The sequence below is a fragment of the Nocardia sp. NPDC049526 genome, from assembly GCF_044465765.1.
GTDB lineage: Bacteria > Actinomycetota > Actinomycetes > Mycobacteriales > Mycobacteriaceae > Nocardia.
This window is the reverse complement of record NZ_JBITMA010000003.1, coordinates 542,379-556,705: the sequence shown is the minus strand read 5'-3', so window position 1 is coordinate 556,705 and position 14,327 is coordinate 542,379. Positions and strand designations below refer to the sequence as shown.

Genomic DNA, 14,327 nt, shown 5'->3' with positions numbered 1-14,327 from the left:
CGAGTGCCCGGGGCTTCGTCTTGTGGTCACTCGCCCGCTGTCCGCGAGGAGTCCCCGTGCACGACCACCGCAAACTCGGCCGCGAACTCGGCCTGTTCGATACCGATCCGCTGATCGGATCCGGCCTGCCGTACTGGCTGCCCGACGGCGCCACCGTGCGCCACGCACTCGAGGAATTCATCCGCACCGCGGAGCGACGAGCCGGGTACCGACACGTGTACTCACCGGCGCTCGGAAAGCGGGAGCTCTACGAAATATCCGGGCACTGGTCGCATTACCGCGACGATATGTTCCCGCCCATGCAGTTGGGCGGCGAACAGGTGGTGCTGCGCCCCAGCCTGTGCCCGCATCACGCGGTGATGTTCCGCTCCCGCTCGCACAGTTACCGCGAATTACCTTTGCGGATGGCCGAACTGGGCGGGATGTATCGATCCGAACTCTCCGGCGTCCTCGGCGGACTCACCCGTGTCCGCGCGATCCAGCTCAATGACGCACACATCTTCTGCACCGTGGATCAGGTCGCCGACGAGGTCGCGGGCGCGCTGGAACTGATTCGATCGGCGCACGCGGCCATGGGCATCCGGCCCACCCGATACCGACTCTCGCTACCCGGACCGGGCGGGAAATACGTTGCCGCCCCGGAACTCTGGCAGCGGTCGACCGCCATGCTCACCGATGTGCTCGACCGCTCCGGCCTGCCCTACGAAGCAGCCGAAGGTGAGGCCGCCTTCTACGGCCCCAAGATCGATATCCAGTTCACCGACAGCGCGGGCCGCGAATTCACCCTCTCCACCGTGCAGGTCGACTTCCACCAACCGGAGCAATTCGACCTGCACTACATCGGCGCGGACGGGTCCAAGCACCGCCCGGTCATGGTGCACCGCAGCATTATCGGCAGCGTCGAGCGGGCCGTCGCGCACCTGATCGAAGTGCACGGCGGGGCGTTCCCGGCCTGGCTTGCCCCGACCCAGTTGGTCGTCCTACCGGTTTCGGCGGCCGAAGTATCACCCGCCGAATCGCTCATCGAACGCTGCCTCGAGCTGGGACTGCGCGCCGAGATCGCCGATCAGGGCAGTCTCGGCGCGCGCATTCGCGAAGCTCGCCTGGTCCCCTACCAAGTCGTGATAGGTCCGAAGGAGGTAGCGAACAACCTTGTCGCGGTGCGGCTTCGGGACGGACAACGCCTCGAGCCGCTGCCTGCCGGCGAATTGCTTTCCCGCATAACCGAACTCATCGCAGCGCACAGCACCCTGCTCTGACCGTCAATGCTCGGTGCCGAAGTGGATCGCCAAGCGGTCACACAGTTCACCGAGTGCGCACGCATCGATGTGCGGCGCGTCCGGCCACGCATCGGCGTTCGTCCACGGCACCGACGCCGGGATGCCGTGCGGACGAGCGAATACGTGCTGATGGAAGTGCGCGACGCTCAGTCCGGTGATCGCGGAGAACACGAATTCCGGTGCCAGCTCGACGTGTAACGCGTGCGCGGCGCGGCGCGCGGCCCAGCCCACCGCCCGGGCCTCGGCGTCGGTCAGGGCAGACAACGTCGGTGCGTGCCGCCGGGTCTCTACGAAGAGGTAGCCCGGCACCGGCGTGCCCTCGGTGAGCGGCCGATGCGTGACCAATACCAGGTCGTCCGCGTAGATCACCGGACCGACCAGCGCACCGATCCCCCGATGCTTATCGCAGATCGGGCATTCGCTCCCCATATCGTCACCATAGCTGCCGTACACCGCCTCGATATCGAAGCTCCGCCATCCCACTCGATATCGCCGAGCGCCCCTGCGGCACTTGGCGATATCCCGCTGACGCGGTCGGGTCGGGCGGTGCCGCCTGGCGGCACCGTCGCACATTGTGGATCGTGGCATCGGCGATCAGTTCAGAGCCTTGGCGAAGCCCTCGACCGATTCGATGGTCAGCGGCGGATTGATCGGAGTTGCGGAACTCGTCATGCCGCGACGTTAGTCACCTCCGGTGCCGACCGAAGGGGTTGCGATCACGCAGAAATTATTACGCCCACCACGCCATTCGACCGAAGATGCGGCACACCCGCGAGTGCTGGACCGTAGCCGATCACGCGCAGCCGCCGGGGACGACCAACACACCGACCGCACCGACGCCGAGGTGAACGGCCAGAGTCGGCCCGAATTCCGCGACGATCAATTCGCCGATGCCGGGCAGCAACTCGCGCAGTTGGGTGGCGACGGTATTCGCGGCATCCTCGGCACCCAGGTGTTGTACGCCGACGGCGGCACCATCGTTACCGGCCGCATCCACCGCTGCCGCAACGAGTTTGGCGTAGGCCTTTGAGCGCGTACGCACCTTTTCGCGCAGTTCCAAGCGGCCCTCGACGATCTGCAGCAGCGGTTTGCTCACCAGTTCGCTACCGAAAAAGGCTGCGGCGCTGCTCAATCGGCCGCCGCGACGCAATTGCTCCGTGCGGTTCACCAGGATGAAGGTGCGTGATCGGCCGGCTGCCGCAACGGCGGTGTCATAGACGACATTCAATGGCGCGCCGCTGTGCGCGCGGCGTGCGGCGGCGAGCACCGGCAGGCCGGTGGCCAGGCCGGCCCCGAGCGAATCGACCAGCCGTACCCGATCGGCGGCATCCATATCGCGGACCGCCTGCCGTCCCGCCTCCCAGGTACCGGAGAGTTGGCGCGAAAGATGTACCGCGACAACGCCGTCCCCATTGCTGCGCTCCAGCGCCTGCTCGTAGACGGCACGCAACTCACCGGGTGAGGCCGCCGAGGTCGTCACGGTATCCGAGCCGTAGTCGATATCGACGGCGTCGACGCCTTCGCGGATGGTGCGGTCGCCGACCAGCACATGCAGTGGGACAACGGCAATGTCCAACTCAGCGACGAGTTCGGCAGGGAGGCTGGCGGACGAATCGGTGACGACCACAACGGCCACGGACTACCGAACCTCCTGCAAGGTCTTCACCATCGAATTCGCCACAGCGGTATGTCCGGCCCAGCCCCAGTGAATGCCGTCCGGATTCGCGTCGCCGGAGAAGATGTCCTCGCGCACCGCTTCACCGAGATCGACCAGTGGCACAGAAGTCTTGGCCGACCATTCGCGCAGTGCCTTGACGGCGGGCTCCCGACCGCTGTGCACATGCCCGTAGGCGGCGCAGTTGTGCACGGACGGCAGTACCGCGACGACCGGCAGATCCGGACGCAACTGGGCCAGCGCCTCGCGCGACTGCTCCAGGTAGTCCACGCTCACCTTCGGCGGCAATGCCACGGGACGACCGAGTTTCGACAGCTTGGGCTGCAGCCAGTTGTAGGTGGCGCGGACGCCGCGACGCAGCACCGGTGGGCGCACATAGCGGATCAACTCGCGCAGCGCGGTCGGCAGCGGCGAGGGCAAGGTGTCCATGCCACCGACCGCGAACACGACCGCACCCGCGCGCGGTACCGCGGCCCACACCCGGGGGTCGCCGATCAGCGCCCAGTACGCGTCCCGGCAGGTCCAGCCGATCCGCCCGATCAGCTCGACGTCCCAATCGAGTTCGGCGCCGACCAGATTCGGCCAGATCTTCGGATGGTCCGCGGGCAGGCCGCCCTTCGGACCGAAGTAGGACAGCGAGTCCGCGATCACCAGCAGCACCGGGCGATCCGATTCATCGGTCGAGGCCAATTCGGCCGTGGCGGCCGAAACCTTATCGTCGATAACCGATTCGAGCGAGGGATCGTCGATGACCGAATCCACTGTGGATTCGTCACCGCTCGTCGAAACCGCGGCCCTGATGCCGGGCGCGGATTCCGCTGCGCGAGCTATGGACTCGTCTGTGGGAGCAGCGCCGATCACCGACTCATCGGTCGACGCCGCGATATCCGTATCGGAAGCTGCCGCAACACCTTCCGGTGGTTCACTCGCTGGTTCCGCCGGCTCCGTGCCGGTTCCGATCTCGGCCGCGTGCGCGGCGGGCTCTTCGTTACCTTCCCCGGAGTCGGCGACCGACTCGTCGCTGTCGGACTCGGCCGACTGCGACTCGGGCGATTCCTCCGGCTCGACCGTCTTCACCGGGGGAGGTCCGAATAGGGCGTCCGGGATCGCCCGTTCGGGCTTCGCCGAAACCCGACGGAACAATTCATCCGGTACCTGCCGAACCGGTTCTTCAGAGGACATCCGGGGCCACCTTCGCCGCTGCATTCCACACATCCAGGCGCCAACCGGGCTGATCGATGCTCGGACCGTGACTGCTCAGCTGCACCCAGCTGGTATTGGCCAATCCCCCTAGGGCAGGCCAGTTCCGCGGCGGCAGGTCGAGCAGCGCGGCCGTGAGGGCGGCGATCAGCCCGCCGTGCGCCACCAGGATGATAGTCCGGCCTGGCCAATCCTGCCGCTCGGCGAACAATTCTCGAACAACCGGTAGGGACCGTGCGCCGACCTCGAGCTTGCTCTCACCGCCGGGCGGGGTATAGGCCGCATCCAAGCGCCACGCGACCCGCGCGCCCGGATAGTCGGCGTCGACCTCCAGATGGGTCAACCCCTCCCAGTCGCCGAGGTTGGTTTCGCGCAGCCGCTGATCCTGGACCACCGGAACATCGGTGTGGTCGGCCAGTGCCGAGGCGGTATCGAAGGCGCGCCGCAGATCGGAGGACACGATGGCGATCGCATTGCGCGAAACCAGTTCGCGCGCGGCCTCTTTCGCCTGACGACGACCGAGCTCGGTGAGATCGGTGTCGATCTGCCCCTGCATCCGGTCCGAAGCATTCCACTCGGTCTGCCCGTGCCGCAGCAGGATCAGCGTGCGGACGCCGGCATACTTACTCACTCGCGTTCTTCCCCCGCTTCACCACGCACCACGACACCCTCGGACTCGGTGTGCTTGAACACCTCGGTCCCGGCCGCGATCCCGTCCACCGGAACCACCGGACAATCCTTCCAGAGCCGTTCCAGCGCATAGAAATTGCGTTCGTCATTGTGCTGGATGTGCACGACGACGTCGACGTAATCCAGCAGTGCCCACCGGCCCTCGCGGGTCCCCTCGCGCCGGACCGGCTTGTGCCCGGCTTCGCGGAGCTTCTCCTCGACATTGTCGACGATGGCATTGACCTGACGCTCGTTCGGCGCGGAAGCGATCACGAAGCAGTCGGTGATCACCAACTGTTCGGACACGTCGAGCACCACGACGTCGGTGGCCAGCTTCTCGTCCGCCGCGCGCGCGGCGACCTGCGCCATCTCCACCGACTCGACAGATGCGCTCAAATTAATTACCTTCCACTCCTACGGGCACATATAAATGCCGCTTCGATATGTACTGCACGACGCCGTCGGGCACGAGGTACCACACCGGCCGGTTCTCGGCGGCGCGGCGACGGCATTCACTCGATGAGATCGCCAATGCCGGGATTTCGATCATGGTCACCGCATCGACCGGCAGGTCACGCAGATGCTCCTCGAGATGATCGGTGTTCAGCTCATACCCCGGTCGGCTCACCCCGACGAATTTCGCCAGTTCGAACAACTCCGCCCAATCCTGCCACGTCAAGATGTTGGCGAGCGCGTCAGCTCCGGTGATGAAGTACAGCTCGGCCTCGGGATGCTTGGTGCGCATCTCTCGCAGGGTGTCGACGGTGTAGGTGACCTTGCCCCGGTCGATATCGGCCCGGCTGACCGAGAATCGGGGGTTGGAGGCGGTCGCGATCACGGTCATGAGGTAACGATCCTCGGCCGGGCTGACCTGCTTATCGGCCTTCTGCCACGGCTGTCCGGTTGGGACGAAGATCACTTCGTCCAGTTCGAACCGATTCGCGACCTCGCTGGCGGCGACGAGGTGGCCGTGGTGGATGGGGTCGAAGGTGCCACCCATCACCCCCAGCTTGCGTCGACGCCGACCGTTCTCCTGCATGAGAGCCGAGCTTAACCGGTCGGTTCGGTCCGAGCCGGGGCCGGACGGTCAACTGCTGACGACCGCCCGCAGACCCGGCTTCAGCACTCCGTCGAGTTCGGACCACGGGATCGTGATGTCGATATAGCCCAGCGCGTGCGAGGCGATCTCCCCGAGGTAGACGCGCAGACCGTCGGGCATGGCCAGCCAGTCCTTGAAGTTCTCCACGGCCGGTGCGATGCGCTGCTTGTCGTAGGGATTCGTGCCGACGCGGGTCTTGGGGATCTGCACCTCGGCCTGCGCCGACAGCCGATCGAGGGCCTTCGGCAGATCGGTGAACAGATCCGGCAGGGTGAGCGCCTTGCCGGTGTCGATATCCGTCACGTGGGTGCGCTTGAAGGTCGTCGGATGCACATAGCCGTCGTCGACCTCGATGCCGAGCACACCACTGAGCACATGGCGGCCGATATGCGCGACCTCGCTTTTGTACCCCTTCACCTTCCGATTCTCCGCCGCGGCCCGGAGGTACGGATCCAGCTCGGCGCGCAAGCCGTCGTTGAAGTCGGTGCGCGCATCCTCGGTTCCGCCTTCGACCTGCGGCAGGTCGAAGGAGTACCAGGGGCCCTCCAGCCGAATCGAGGTCGCGGTGAAGGCCGGCGCCGCGGGCGAATCGGCCCGCTCGGCGGACCCGCACGCCGTCAGTACGGCGAACAGAACGCCGACCAGGACAGCGGCAGCGGTCTTCCTCATTTCGCCTCCCCGAATAGCTCGCGTTCGTGCCCGAGAACGTACCACCGCGAGCTGTCGAGGGTTCGTCAGCTGCTGACGACCCCGCGCATCCCCGGCTTCAGCACGCCGTCCAACGCGGACCACGGCACGGTGACATCGATGTTGCCCGCGGCATGCGAGGCGATTTCACCGAGATAGATCCGCATGCCCTCCGGCGTGGCAACCCAGGTCTGGAAGTGCTCGGCGACCGGGGTGAGTGTGCTCTTGCTGTAGCCGGTCGCTCGCGGATTCTGCTGCACCTGGGCCTCGGCCTGAGTCGAGAGCGTGTTCAGGCCCTGCTGCAGATCGGTGAACAGGTCGGACAGGGTGATGGCCTTGCCGGTATCGATATTGGTGACATGCGCGGCGTCGAAGCTGTTCGGGTGCGCGGCGCCTTCGGAGTACATGATGACGACCAGATGCCCACTGAGCACCCGCGAACCGATGCGGACGACCTGACTGTCCCCGCCGGTGACCGAATCGCCCGGACGGGTGATGCGGTCGATCCACTCCTGCGCCCCGCCCCGCATCGCCTCGTTGAATTCGGTTCTGGCATCGGCCTTTCCACCGCTCACCTGAGGCACGTCGATCTTGTACCCAGTGCCTTCGAGACGAACTGTTGTCGCGGTGAAGGTTTCGGCTCGAGGCGATCCGGCGACGGTCGTCGACGCGGCCGGTGTCGTGGTCGTCGATGCGGCCGGTGTCGCGGTCGTCGATGCGGCCGGTGTCGCGGTCACCGACGATCCGTCCACGGTCGTCGGCGATTCGTCCGGCCCACAGGCCGTGAGTACTGCGGCGCTGGCCAGCGCACCGATAACAGCAGCGGTCTTCTTCATCCGGAGCTCCGAATCGACAACGCACCGAGTCGATCTCGGTGTCCTCCCTAACAATGCCGATGCCACCTAACGGTTTTCTTATCGTCCGCAAATCACCGAAGCAGCAATCGCGGATAACCGGGGCGTTCGCCCCGTATACTAACCGGGGGGATCACCCCGGTTAACTGTCGAACAGGAGTATGCACCATGTCCGTCACCCCTCGTCAGACCATCGAACGCCTGCTGTCGCTGACCGCTGGCGGCCCGACGCCGGCGATGGCCGATGTGTATTCCGTCGACGCGGTGTTCGAATTGCCGTTTCTGCCGCCGGGTGCGCAGCATCCCGAGGTCGGGCGCGAGGCGTTCCGGGCTCATCTGGTGGAGGGTGCGCGGATTCAGCGCTTCGATTCCGTCGACGACGTCCGCATTCACGAGACGGCCGACCCCGAGGTCGTCATCGCCGAGTATCGGATCAACGGAACGGTATTGGCCACCGGCAAGCGGTTCGACCTGCTGGTCATCAACGTCTCCCGGGTGCGTGACGGGTTGATCGTCTCGACTCGCAGCTACTCGAATCCGCTTGCCGGTGCCATTGCTTTCGACCAGGTCGAGGCACTGCTCGGCGGGCTTGTCGCTGGGTGATCAGTGGTCGTCGTCGCGCTGCATGTCGGCGAGTTGGGTGCGGGTGTTGAGGAGTTCGGTGGTCACCTCGGGCGTTGGGGAGGTTTCGGCGATGTTTTCCAGTTCGGCGAGTAGGTCGCGCATAGTGGTGAGCCAGGGGCGGTCGGATTCCATACCGGCGCCGTAGAGCTGTAGCCAGGCGGCGGAGCGCAGGCATTTGGCTCGCGGGCCGATGCGGTCGAGGGTGCCCCAGAGGTGGGCAGCGCGGCGGAAGGCGACGACAGCTTGTTCGTCTTCGCCGCAGTAGTCCAGGACCGAGGCGGCCGACCAGGCGAGCTCGGCTTCGAGTTCGACGCGGTCGGGATCGTTGTGGACCAGACGGGCCGCCTCGACGAATTGCTGTGCCGCATCACGGAATCGGTTGAGCTTGCGCAGGGATTCGCCGTATTGGCGGCGCACGATCGCCATTTCGGCGGGTGGGTACGGCTGCTCACCGGCCGCGAGGGACTGTTCGAACAGGGCGGCCGCCTCGCCGTGCCGTCCGGCCCGGTGGCAGGCGCGCGCGGCGACGAAGGTGAGGTGTATGGCATCCGCGGTCGAGATCGGTTCCCAGCGTGCAGCGGCGGTGAGTGCAACGTCGGCCAGTTCGTATTCGCGGCCCGGCTGTCCGGAGAGCACCATGACCAGTTGGGAACTCAGGCGGGCAAGATGTTCGGCTGGCAGCGCGGTCGCGCCGATCGAAAGTGCTCGGCGCAGATACTGCTCGGCATCCTTCGGATAGTCGACGAGGCGTACCGCGGCAAGTTCGGCCAGCTGCAGTGCATCCTCGGCTTGTTCCTCAGCGGTGGCAGTCCCCGCAGGCACCACGGCGGCAACCTTGCGCGGCAAGGTGTTTCGCACACCGAGTGGAAGATGGTCGACCAGCGGTTGTTGCGCGAGCCGGGCCGCGACCCGCTCACTGACCACCGTATTGCCGTTGCGCGCGTCGTAGCGTGCGGTGAGCTCGGCGATTTCGATGCTCAGCTCGGCGCGTACCGAATCCACTGTGCCCGCACCGACTTCGAGTGCACCGAGATCCAGCTCGGTCAGCCGCCGCAACAGCACGCACACTCCCGATATGAAGGCCAGCCGGATGGCGGCATCCGCGCCGGGATCGGTCACCCACGCCGCATGCTCGGCCAGCATCTCCAGACCACGCGCCTCGTTCCCGGTCAGTGCGCAGAACTCGATGTGCTCGCCAACCGAGCGCCGCAGATCCGGAAGGTGGCGCACCAGTGGATAACCCGTCAAATGCGCACTGCGTGCCTCGGCGGTGCGCCCGGTGCGCAGCATCGGCAGCAAGGCCTGCCCGAGCACCCGATGCGGCTCCTCTGCACAGCTGCGCGCACCGTCGATGACCGGACGCCAGCTCTCCAGGGCGGACTCGTCGGCACCGGCCTGCGCGTAGTTCGCTCCCCACTGGTTGCGTTCACAGGCGTCGCAATCGGACATGCTGTCGCGCGGTGCCGCACGCGCGGCGTCCAGCAGTTCGGCGGCCAAGTCGTCCTGACCCAGTTCCCGCGCCAGGTCGGAGCGCAATGCGAGCACCGGACGCGCACTGTATCCCCGCTGCCGGTAACGACTTTCGAGCTCGTCGAGCCAACGGTAGGTGGTCTGCAGCGGCACCGCGGGATTCTCGATCAGGCCCCAGGTCAGCCATTTGAGATACCAGTGCACCGAATGCGTCATCGGGCCGAGTTCGGCCGGGAAATCGTCGTAGATCCGCAACAGCCTGCCGTAGGCGACCGGTGCCAGATCGCGTTCGCCCGCATACGCATACGCTTGGGCCAGCTCCAACAGGACACTCCCCTCCAGCGCCCGGTCCGGACCCGACTTCGCCTCGGCGGCAAGCATTTCCAGTCGCTCGGCGCGGCCGCGACCGTGCGGCAGCGATCGGCTCTGCGTCAGCGCGGATCGGATTTCGGAGGTATCCATCTCAGGCCTCCTCCGCGGTCTCGCCCGCCGCACGCCGGGTCGCCCAGCTGAGGAATTCGCCGAAAGCGCGATTGAGCAGTGCGGTATCGGCCGGTCGCAACGGCCGGTGCGTCATCAATAGCGCTTGGCCGTAGAGCGATTCGACCGCGGTCCGCAGGAACGCCGGGTCGTCGATCCGGCTCGCGCGGCGGACCACCGGGCTGTTGTGGTTCAACACCAGCTGCGCGCGGGGTGCGCTCGCCTCCAGCGCGCCGAGGATTTCGGTCCAGAGTTCATCCGCGCCGACGGTGGTCTCGACCCGTGCTCGCTCATTACGCGCACCCCGACTGTCCAGATGCAGTGCAGGAACCGAAACCGGATGGAACGCACGCAGAATCACATCGCAGGAAAGCGGATCCAGTGCGGTGCGCGCCGCGGCGAGCACCGGCGCCAACAGCAGTTCCTCGGCGGGATCCACCAGGTCGAGGGCGGCCGTAACCGCGGCCGCGTCCAGCTCGGTCACTGTGATACCGGGCAGGATCGTCGGCAGCAACGCGACGAGTTCCGCATCGTAGGTATAGCCGCCGTTGACGACGCCGATGCCTTGCGCGGCCGCGGTGGCGGCCACCTGGCGAAATTCCTCGACCGTCGCGGTCACCCGCACGGTCGGATGGTTGCGCGCGAATTCGGTCAGCGCAACCCGGCCGTCGGTCGTCTCGAACAGCAAGTGCGGCACCATGATCCGCAGCATGTCCGGCGAATGCCGTGCCATCGCCTTGACACCGAGTGCGTGCACGGACAGGAATGCGGCAAGCCGCTCGGGCTGTTCGGCGGCGATTTCGGTGAGCCAGTCGCGGATTCGGTCGCCGAGGCTGTCGCGGACGATGGCGAGGCGTTCGTCTTCGTAGAGGCCCTCACGCGAGGCGGTCGGGCGCAGGCTGTCGGTATCGATGACACAGCGCACGAAGAAGGCCCAGTCCGGCAGCAGTCCGCGCACCGCGTCACCGAGCAGCATGCCCTTGAGATACACCCGATGCGCACTGCTTTCGGCGGGATTGCCCGGCTGTGACAGCACGAACGCGACCCCGCTGACCCCCGCCAACTCGGCATCGAGATCGATCACATCCAGCGGGGTGAAGCCGAGCACGCGCTCGCCGTACTCGAACAGCGCCGCACGCCGCTGGGCCGGGGATGCGTAGGTGCGCCGCCATACCGGCGGACCATCGGTCGCGCGCAATCCGGCACCATTCGCCTCGACCGTCACCTCATAGGGCAGCAGCGAACCGTAATCGCGGACCAAATCCAGCACCCGCCCCGGCGTGAACCACGCCTGCGCACCGGCTCGCGGCGTGAGATGCACCGTGGTGCCCGGCTCATGCTGCGCTGCCGGATCTAGCAGACGCAGCGAGTAGGTGCCGTCGGCGGCGGCCAGCCATTCGACGGGTGGTGCGGCCGGGTCGATGGCCGAGCGGGTGACCACGCGGATCGTCTCCGCCACGGTGAAGCATGCCAGCAGCCCGATGCCGAACTGCCCGAGGAACTCTCGGCGCGCACCCTCGATATCGTCGCGCTTGGACGAATGTCCGATGGTGGCGAGGAAGCGGTGCACATCCGCCTCGGTGAGACCGATGCCGTGATCGGTTATCCGCAGCCCCGATTCGTCGACGACAAGCCGAATCGCGGTGGGCGCCAACGCATCGCGCTGCCTGCGCGCGGTGACGGCATCGACCGCGTTCTGCAGTAGCTCACGGATGTAGACCCGGGGACTCGAATACAAGTGATGCGAGAGCAGATCGACGATTCCGCGCAGATCGACCTGGAACGAATAATCCCCACCACCGCTGCGGCCGGCCCCACCCGGCGCGTTGTTCACCATGGATCGAATCCTGGTGCGCAGCGCCAATAGTTCCCTTAACGAATGCTGATGGTGTTAACGGAGACCGATAATGAGTTCGGTCACAATCGCATCACACCGGTAGCAGCCGGGACACCACCGCGGTCAATTGTTTGGCCGAGCGGCACTCGTGCATCTCGATCACTTCGCGATACCTGTCGGCGGCGGAATCGCCGGTGCCCCAGTTGCTTTCCTTCTCCGGATTCAGCCAATGCGCGTGCTTGGCGGTGCGCACCAGCTCGCGCAGCGTATTCAGATCCGGATCACGGTAATTGGTGCGGGCATCACCGAGAATCAGCAGCGAGCTGCGCGAGGTCACCGCATCGGGCCACTGCTCGACGAAGGTCGACAGCGCATGGCCGTAGTCGGAGTGCCCGTCCAGGCCGACCACCTTGCCCTCGGTGAAGATGCGGGCCATGGACTGGTCCAGCTGGGTGTTCGGATCGAAGAACCGGGTCACCTCATCGGTCCGGTCCACGAAGGCGAATATCCGCACCCGGGAGAACTGTTCGCGCAGCGAATTGACCAGCAAGAGAGTGAAGTTGCTGAATCCGGCCACCGAGCCGGACACATCACAGAGCAGCACCAGTTCGGGGCGCCCCGGTCGCGGTTTGCGATTCACCAGATCGATGGGTACGCCGCCGGTCGACATGGATTTGCGCAGCGTCTTGCGTAAATCGATCTCCCCGCGACGAGCGTGCCTGCGGCGCACGGCAAGTCGGGACGCCAGAATCCGGGCCAGTCGCTGGGTACCGCGCCGCATCTCCGCCAGCTCGGTTTCCGAAGCACGGAGGAAATCGACGTCCTCGACCTGCCGGGCGACGGCATAGCTCGCGACGCGCTCCCTGCCGATGCTCTCGGCCACCCGCCGGTGCGTTTCCGCCTCCACGATGGCGCGGAATCCGGCGATGCGCTGCCGGCCGATGCGGCGGGCGATCTCGGTATCGAATTCGCTGGTATCCGGTCCGGCGGCCAAGCCCTGCAGAATCCTGGCCAGCAGTGTTTCCGGCTGTACCTCGCGCAGCGTCCGGTACGCCGAGAACGAGGGCCCGCGCGAGGATTCGTACTGCCCCAGCTGTTCGACCAGCTGCGCGGCGATCATTTCCTGCTGCTGCGTCGAATCCTCCCTGGTCAGCAGGGCCGCGAGCAGTCCGCGCAGCGCGGGAATATCGATCTCACCCGACGGCGTGCGCGGAACCTCGAGATCATCCGGAGTGCTGCTACGCGCGCCGAGGGCCGCCGGGAACCACAGGTCGAACAGGCCGTCGAAAGTACTGCGATGGGTGGTGCGGCGCAGTAGCGAGCAGGCCAGACCCTCGCGCACGACATCGCGGTCCATCAGATCCAGCACCGACACCACACGGCCCGCGTCCACCGTCTCCGAGGGACCGACCGGGATGCCGCGCGCCCGCAGTGCCTCGACGAAACCGACGAGATGTCCCGAAATCCCGTGCGGCGCTTCGAGTATGGGCTGCGATCCGGCCGCCATGACTCAGGCCAGCTTCAGCTCGGCCAGCGCGCGCTGGTGGTCGGCCTGATGCTTGAGCACGACACCGAGGGTGGCGCGCACGGTGGTTTCGTCGAGATCCTGCAGCCCCAGCGCGAGCAGGGTGCGTCCCCAGTCGATCGACTCCGCGACGCTCGGCAGCTTCTTCAGCTGCATCCCGCGCAGCACGTGCACGATCCGAACCAACTGCGCAGCGACCGAGGCGGACAACTCCGGAACCCGGCTGGCCAAGATGCGGCGCTCGAGTTCCTCGTCCGGGAAGTCCAAGTGCAGGTAGAGGCAGCGGCGCTTGAGCGCTTCGGAGAGTTCGCGCGTCGCGTTGGAGGTCAGCACCACGAACGGCTTGCGGCTGGCGGTAATGGTGCCGAGTTCCGGGACGGTGACCGCGAAATCGCTGAGCACCTCGAGCAGCAGACCCTCGATCTCGACATCGGCCTTATCGGTTTCGTCGATGAGCAGCACGGTCGGATCGGCGCGGCGGATCGCGGTCAGCAGCGGGCGCGAGAGCAGGAATTCCTCGGTGAAGACGTCGGCCTTGGTCTCTTCCCAATCGTTCTCGCTGGACGCCTGGATCCGCAGAATCTGCTTGGCGTGATTCCACTCGTACAGCGCGCGGGCCTCGTCGACACCCTCGTAGCACTGCAGCCGCACCAACTCCGCATCCGCGGTCTGCGCGACCGCCCTGGCCAGTTCGGTCTTGCCGACACCGGCCGGGCCCTCGATCAGCAGCGGCTTACCGAGCCGATCGGCCAGGAATACCGAGGTCGCCGTCGCCTTATCGGCCAGGTACCCGGTCGTGGCCAGCCGTTCGATCACATCGTCGACCGAGGTGAAGATCGGCTCCTGCACTGCGCTTTCGGTACCCACGTAGCGTCCTTCCATTCAATCCCACCCCTAAAGCTACGGGAGTACCCGAAGCAAGCGCTC

15 protein-coding genes are annotated in these 14,327 nt (G+C 66.2%); 3 read left to right on the top strand and 12 right to left on the bottom strand.

The window, feature by feature from the left end:
- Positions 1-56 precede the first annotated feature (56 nt).
- Positions 57-1,259, top strand: a complete 1,203-nt coding sequence (gene thrS, locus ACIBW7_RS12070) for a threonine--tRNA ligase (RefSeq protein ID WP_397046281.1) — start codon at positions 57-59, stop codon at positions 1,257-1,259.
- Between the two features lie 3 nt (positions 1,260-1,262).
- Here the strand turns inward: thrS and ACIBW7_RS12065 are convergent, their stop codons facing one another.
- From ACIBW7_RS12065 to ACIBW7_RS12030, 8 genes are all read right to left on the bottom strand, one after another.
- Positions 1,263-1,763, bottom strand: coding sequence for an HIT family protein (locus ACIBW7_RS12065; RefSeq protein WP_397046280.1), 501 nt, complete (start codon positions 1,761-1,763; stop codon positions 1,263-1,265).
- Between the two features lie 310 nt (positions 1,764-2,073).
- The gene (locus ACIBW7_RS12060; protein ID WP_397046279.1) at positions 2,074-2,916 is read right to left on the bottom strand and encodes a DegV family protein; all 843 of its coding nucleotides are present in this window, start codon (positions 2,914-2,916) and stop codon (positions 2,074-2,076) included.
- A 3-nt stretch (positions 2,917-2,919) separates the two neighbouring features.
- The gene (gene octT / locus ACIBW7_RS12055; protein ID WP_397046278.1) at positions 2,920-4,137 is read right to left on the bottom strand and encodes a diglucosylglycerate octanoyltransferase; all 1,218 of its coding nucleotides are present in this window, start codon (positions 4,135-4,137) and stop codon (positions 2,920-2,922) included.
- Complete coding sequence (locus tag ACIBW7_RS12050; protein ID WP_397046277.1) at positions 4,127-4,786, bottom strand: histidine phosphatase family protein; 660 nt, start codon at positions 4,784-4,786, stop codon at positions 4,127-4,129. The genes octT and ACIBW7_RS12050 overlap by 11 nt, the downstream gene beginning before the upstream one ends.
- A complete protein-coding gene (gene rsfS, locus ACIBW7_RS12045) occupies positions 4,783-5,220 on the bottom strand; it encodes a ribosome silencing factor (RefSeq protein ID WP_397046276.1) in 438 nt (145 codons plus the stop codon). The genes ACIBW7_RS12050 and rsfS overlap by 4 nt, the downstream gene beginning before the upstream one ends.
- Before the next feature lies 1 nt (position 5,221).
- Positions 5,222-5,863 (bottom strand): nicotinate-nucleotide adenylyltransferase, encoded by a 642-nt coding sequence (nadD, locus tag ACIBW7_RS12040; RefSeq protein WP_397046275.1) that lies wholly within the window; start codon positions 5,861-5,863, stop codon positions 5,222-5,224.
- A 48-nt stretch (positions 5,864-5,911) separates the two neighbouring features.
- A complete protein-coding gene (locus ACIBW7_RS12035; protein WP_397046274.1) occupies positions 5,912-6,592 on the bottom strand; it encodes an RsiV family protein in 681 nt (226 codons plus the stop codon).
- A 65-nt stretch (positions 6,593-6,657) separates the two neighbouring features.
- Positions 6,658-7,194, bottom strand: a complete 537-nt coding sequence (locus ACIBW7_RS12030; protein ID WP_397046273.1) for an RsiV family protein — start codon at positions 7,192-7,194, stop codon at positions 6,658-6,660.
- A 43-nt stretch (positions 7,195-7,237) separates the two neighbouring features.
- Between ACIBW7_RS12030 and ACIBW7_RS12025 the strand changes: the two genes are divergently transcribed.
- A complete protein-coding gene (locus tag ACIBW7_RS12025) occupies positions 7,238-7,516 on the top strand; it encodes a hypothetical protein (RefSeq protein WP_397046272.1) in 279 nt (92 codons plus the stop codon).
- Between the two features lie 116 nt (positions 7,517-7,632).
- Positions 7,633-8,067, top strand: a complete 435-nt coding sequence (locus tag ACIBW7_RS12020; protein WP_397046271.1) for a nuclear transport factor 2 family protein — start codon at positions 7,633-7,635, stop codon at positions 8,065-8,067.
- On the opposite strand, the gene ACIBW7_RS12015 is transcribed toward ACIBW7_RS12020, so the two are convergent.
- From ACIBW7_RS12015 to ACIBW7_RS12000, 4 genes are all read right to left on the bottom strand, one after another.
- On the bottom strand, positions 8,068-10,020 hold the full coding sequence (locus ACIBW7_RS12015; protein ID WP_397046270.1) for a hypothetical protein: 1,953 nt from the start codon (positions 10,018-10,020) through the stop codon (positions 8,068-8,070).
- Position 10,021: 1 nt separating this feature from the next.
- Complete coding sequence (locus ACIBW7_RS12010; RefSeq protein ID WP_397046269.1) at positions 10,022-11,875, bottom strand: HSP90 family protein; 1,854 nt, start codon at positions 11,873-11,875, stop codon at positions 10,022-10,024.
- Positions 11,876-11,966: 91 nt separating this feature from the next.
- The gene (locus ACIBW7_RS12005; RefSeq protein WP_397046268.1) at positions 11,967-13,382 is read right to left on the bottom strand and encodes a VWA domain-containing protein; all 1,416 of its coding nucleotides are present in this window, start codon (positions 13,380-13,382) and stop codon (positions 11,967-11,969) included.
- 3 nt (positions 13,383-13,385) lie between these two features.
- The gene (locus ACIBW7_RS12000; protein ID WP_063046837.1) at positions 13,386-14,282 is read right to left on the bottom strand and encodes a MoxR family ATPase; all 897 of its coding nucleotides are present in this window, start codon (positions 14,280-14,282) and stop codon (positions 13,386-13,388) included.
- Between the last annotated feature and the right edge of the window lie 45 nt (positions 14,283-14,327).

Coding starts and splice junctions, on each gene's coding strand:
- ACIBW7_RS12015 (WP_397046270.1), bottom strand. CDS start 10,020: ATGGATACCTCCGAAATCCGATCCGCGCTGACGCAGAGCCGATCGCTG.
- ACIBW7_RS12020 (WP_397046271.1), top strand. CDS start 7,633: ATGTCCGTCACCCCTCGTCAGACCATCGAACGCCTGCTGTCGCTGACC.
- ACIBW7_RS12005 (WP_397046268.1), bottom strand. CDS start 13,382: ATGGCGGCCGGATCGCAGCCCATACTCGAAGCGCCGCACGGGATTTCG.
- octT (WP_397046278.1), bottom strand. CDS start 4,137: ATGTCCTCTGAAGAACCGGTTCGGCAGGTACCGGATGAATTGTTCCGT.
- nadD (WP_397046275.1), bottom strand. CDS start 5,863: ATGCAGGAGAACGGTCGGCGTCGACGCAAGCTGGGGGTGATGGGTGGC.
- ACIBW7_RS12010 (WP_397046269.1), bottom strand. CDS start 11,875: ATGGTGAACAACGCGCCGGGTGGGGCCGGCCGCAGCGGTGGTGGGGAT.
- ACIBW7_RS12000 (WP_063046837.1), bottom strand. CDS start 14,282: ATGGAAGGACGCTACGTGGGTACCGAAAGCGCAGTGCAGGAGCCGATC.
- ACIBW7_RS12035 (WP_397046274.1), bottom strand. CDS start 6,592: ATGAGGAAGACCGCTGCCGCTGTCCTGGTCGGCGTTCTGTTCGCCGTA.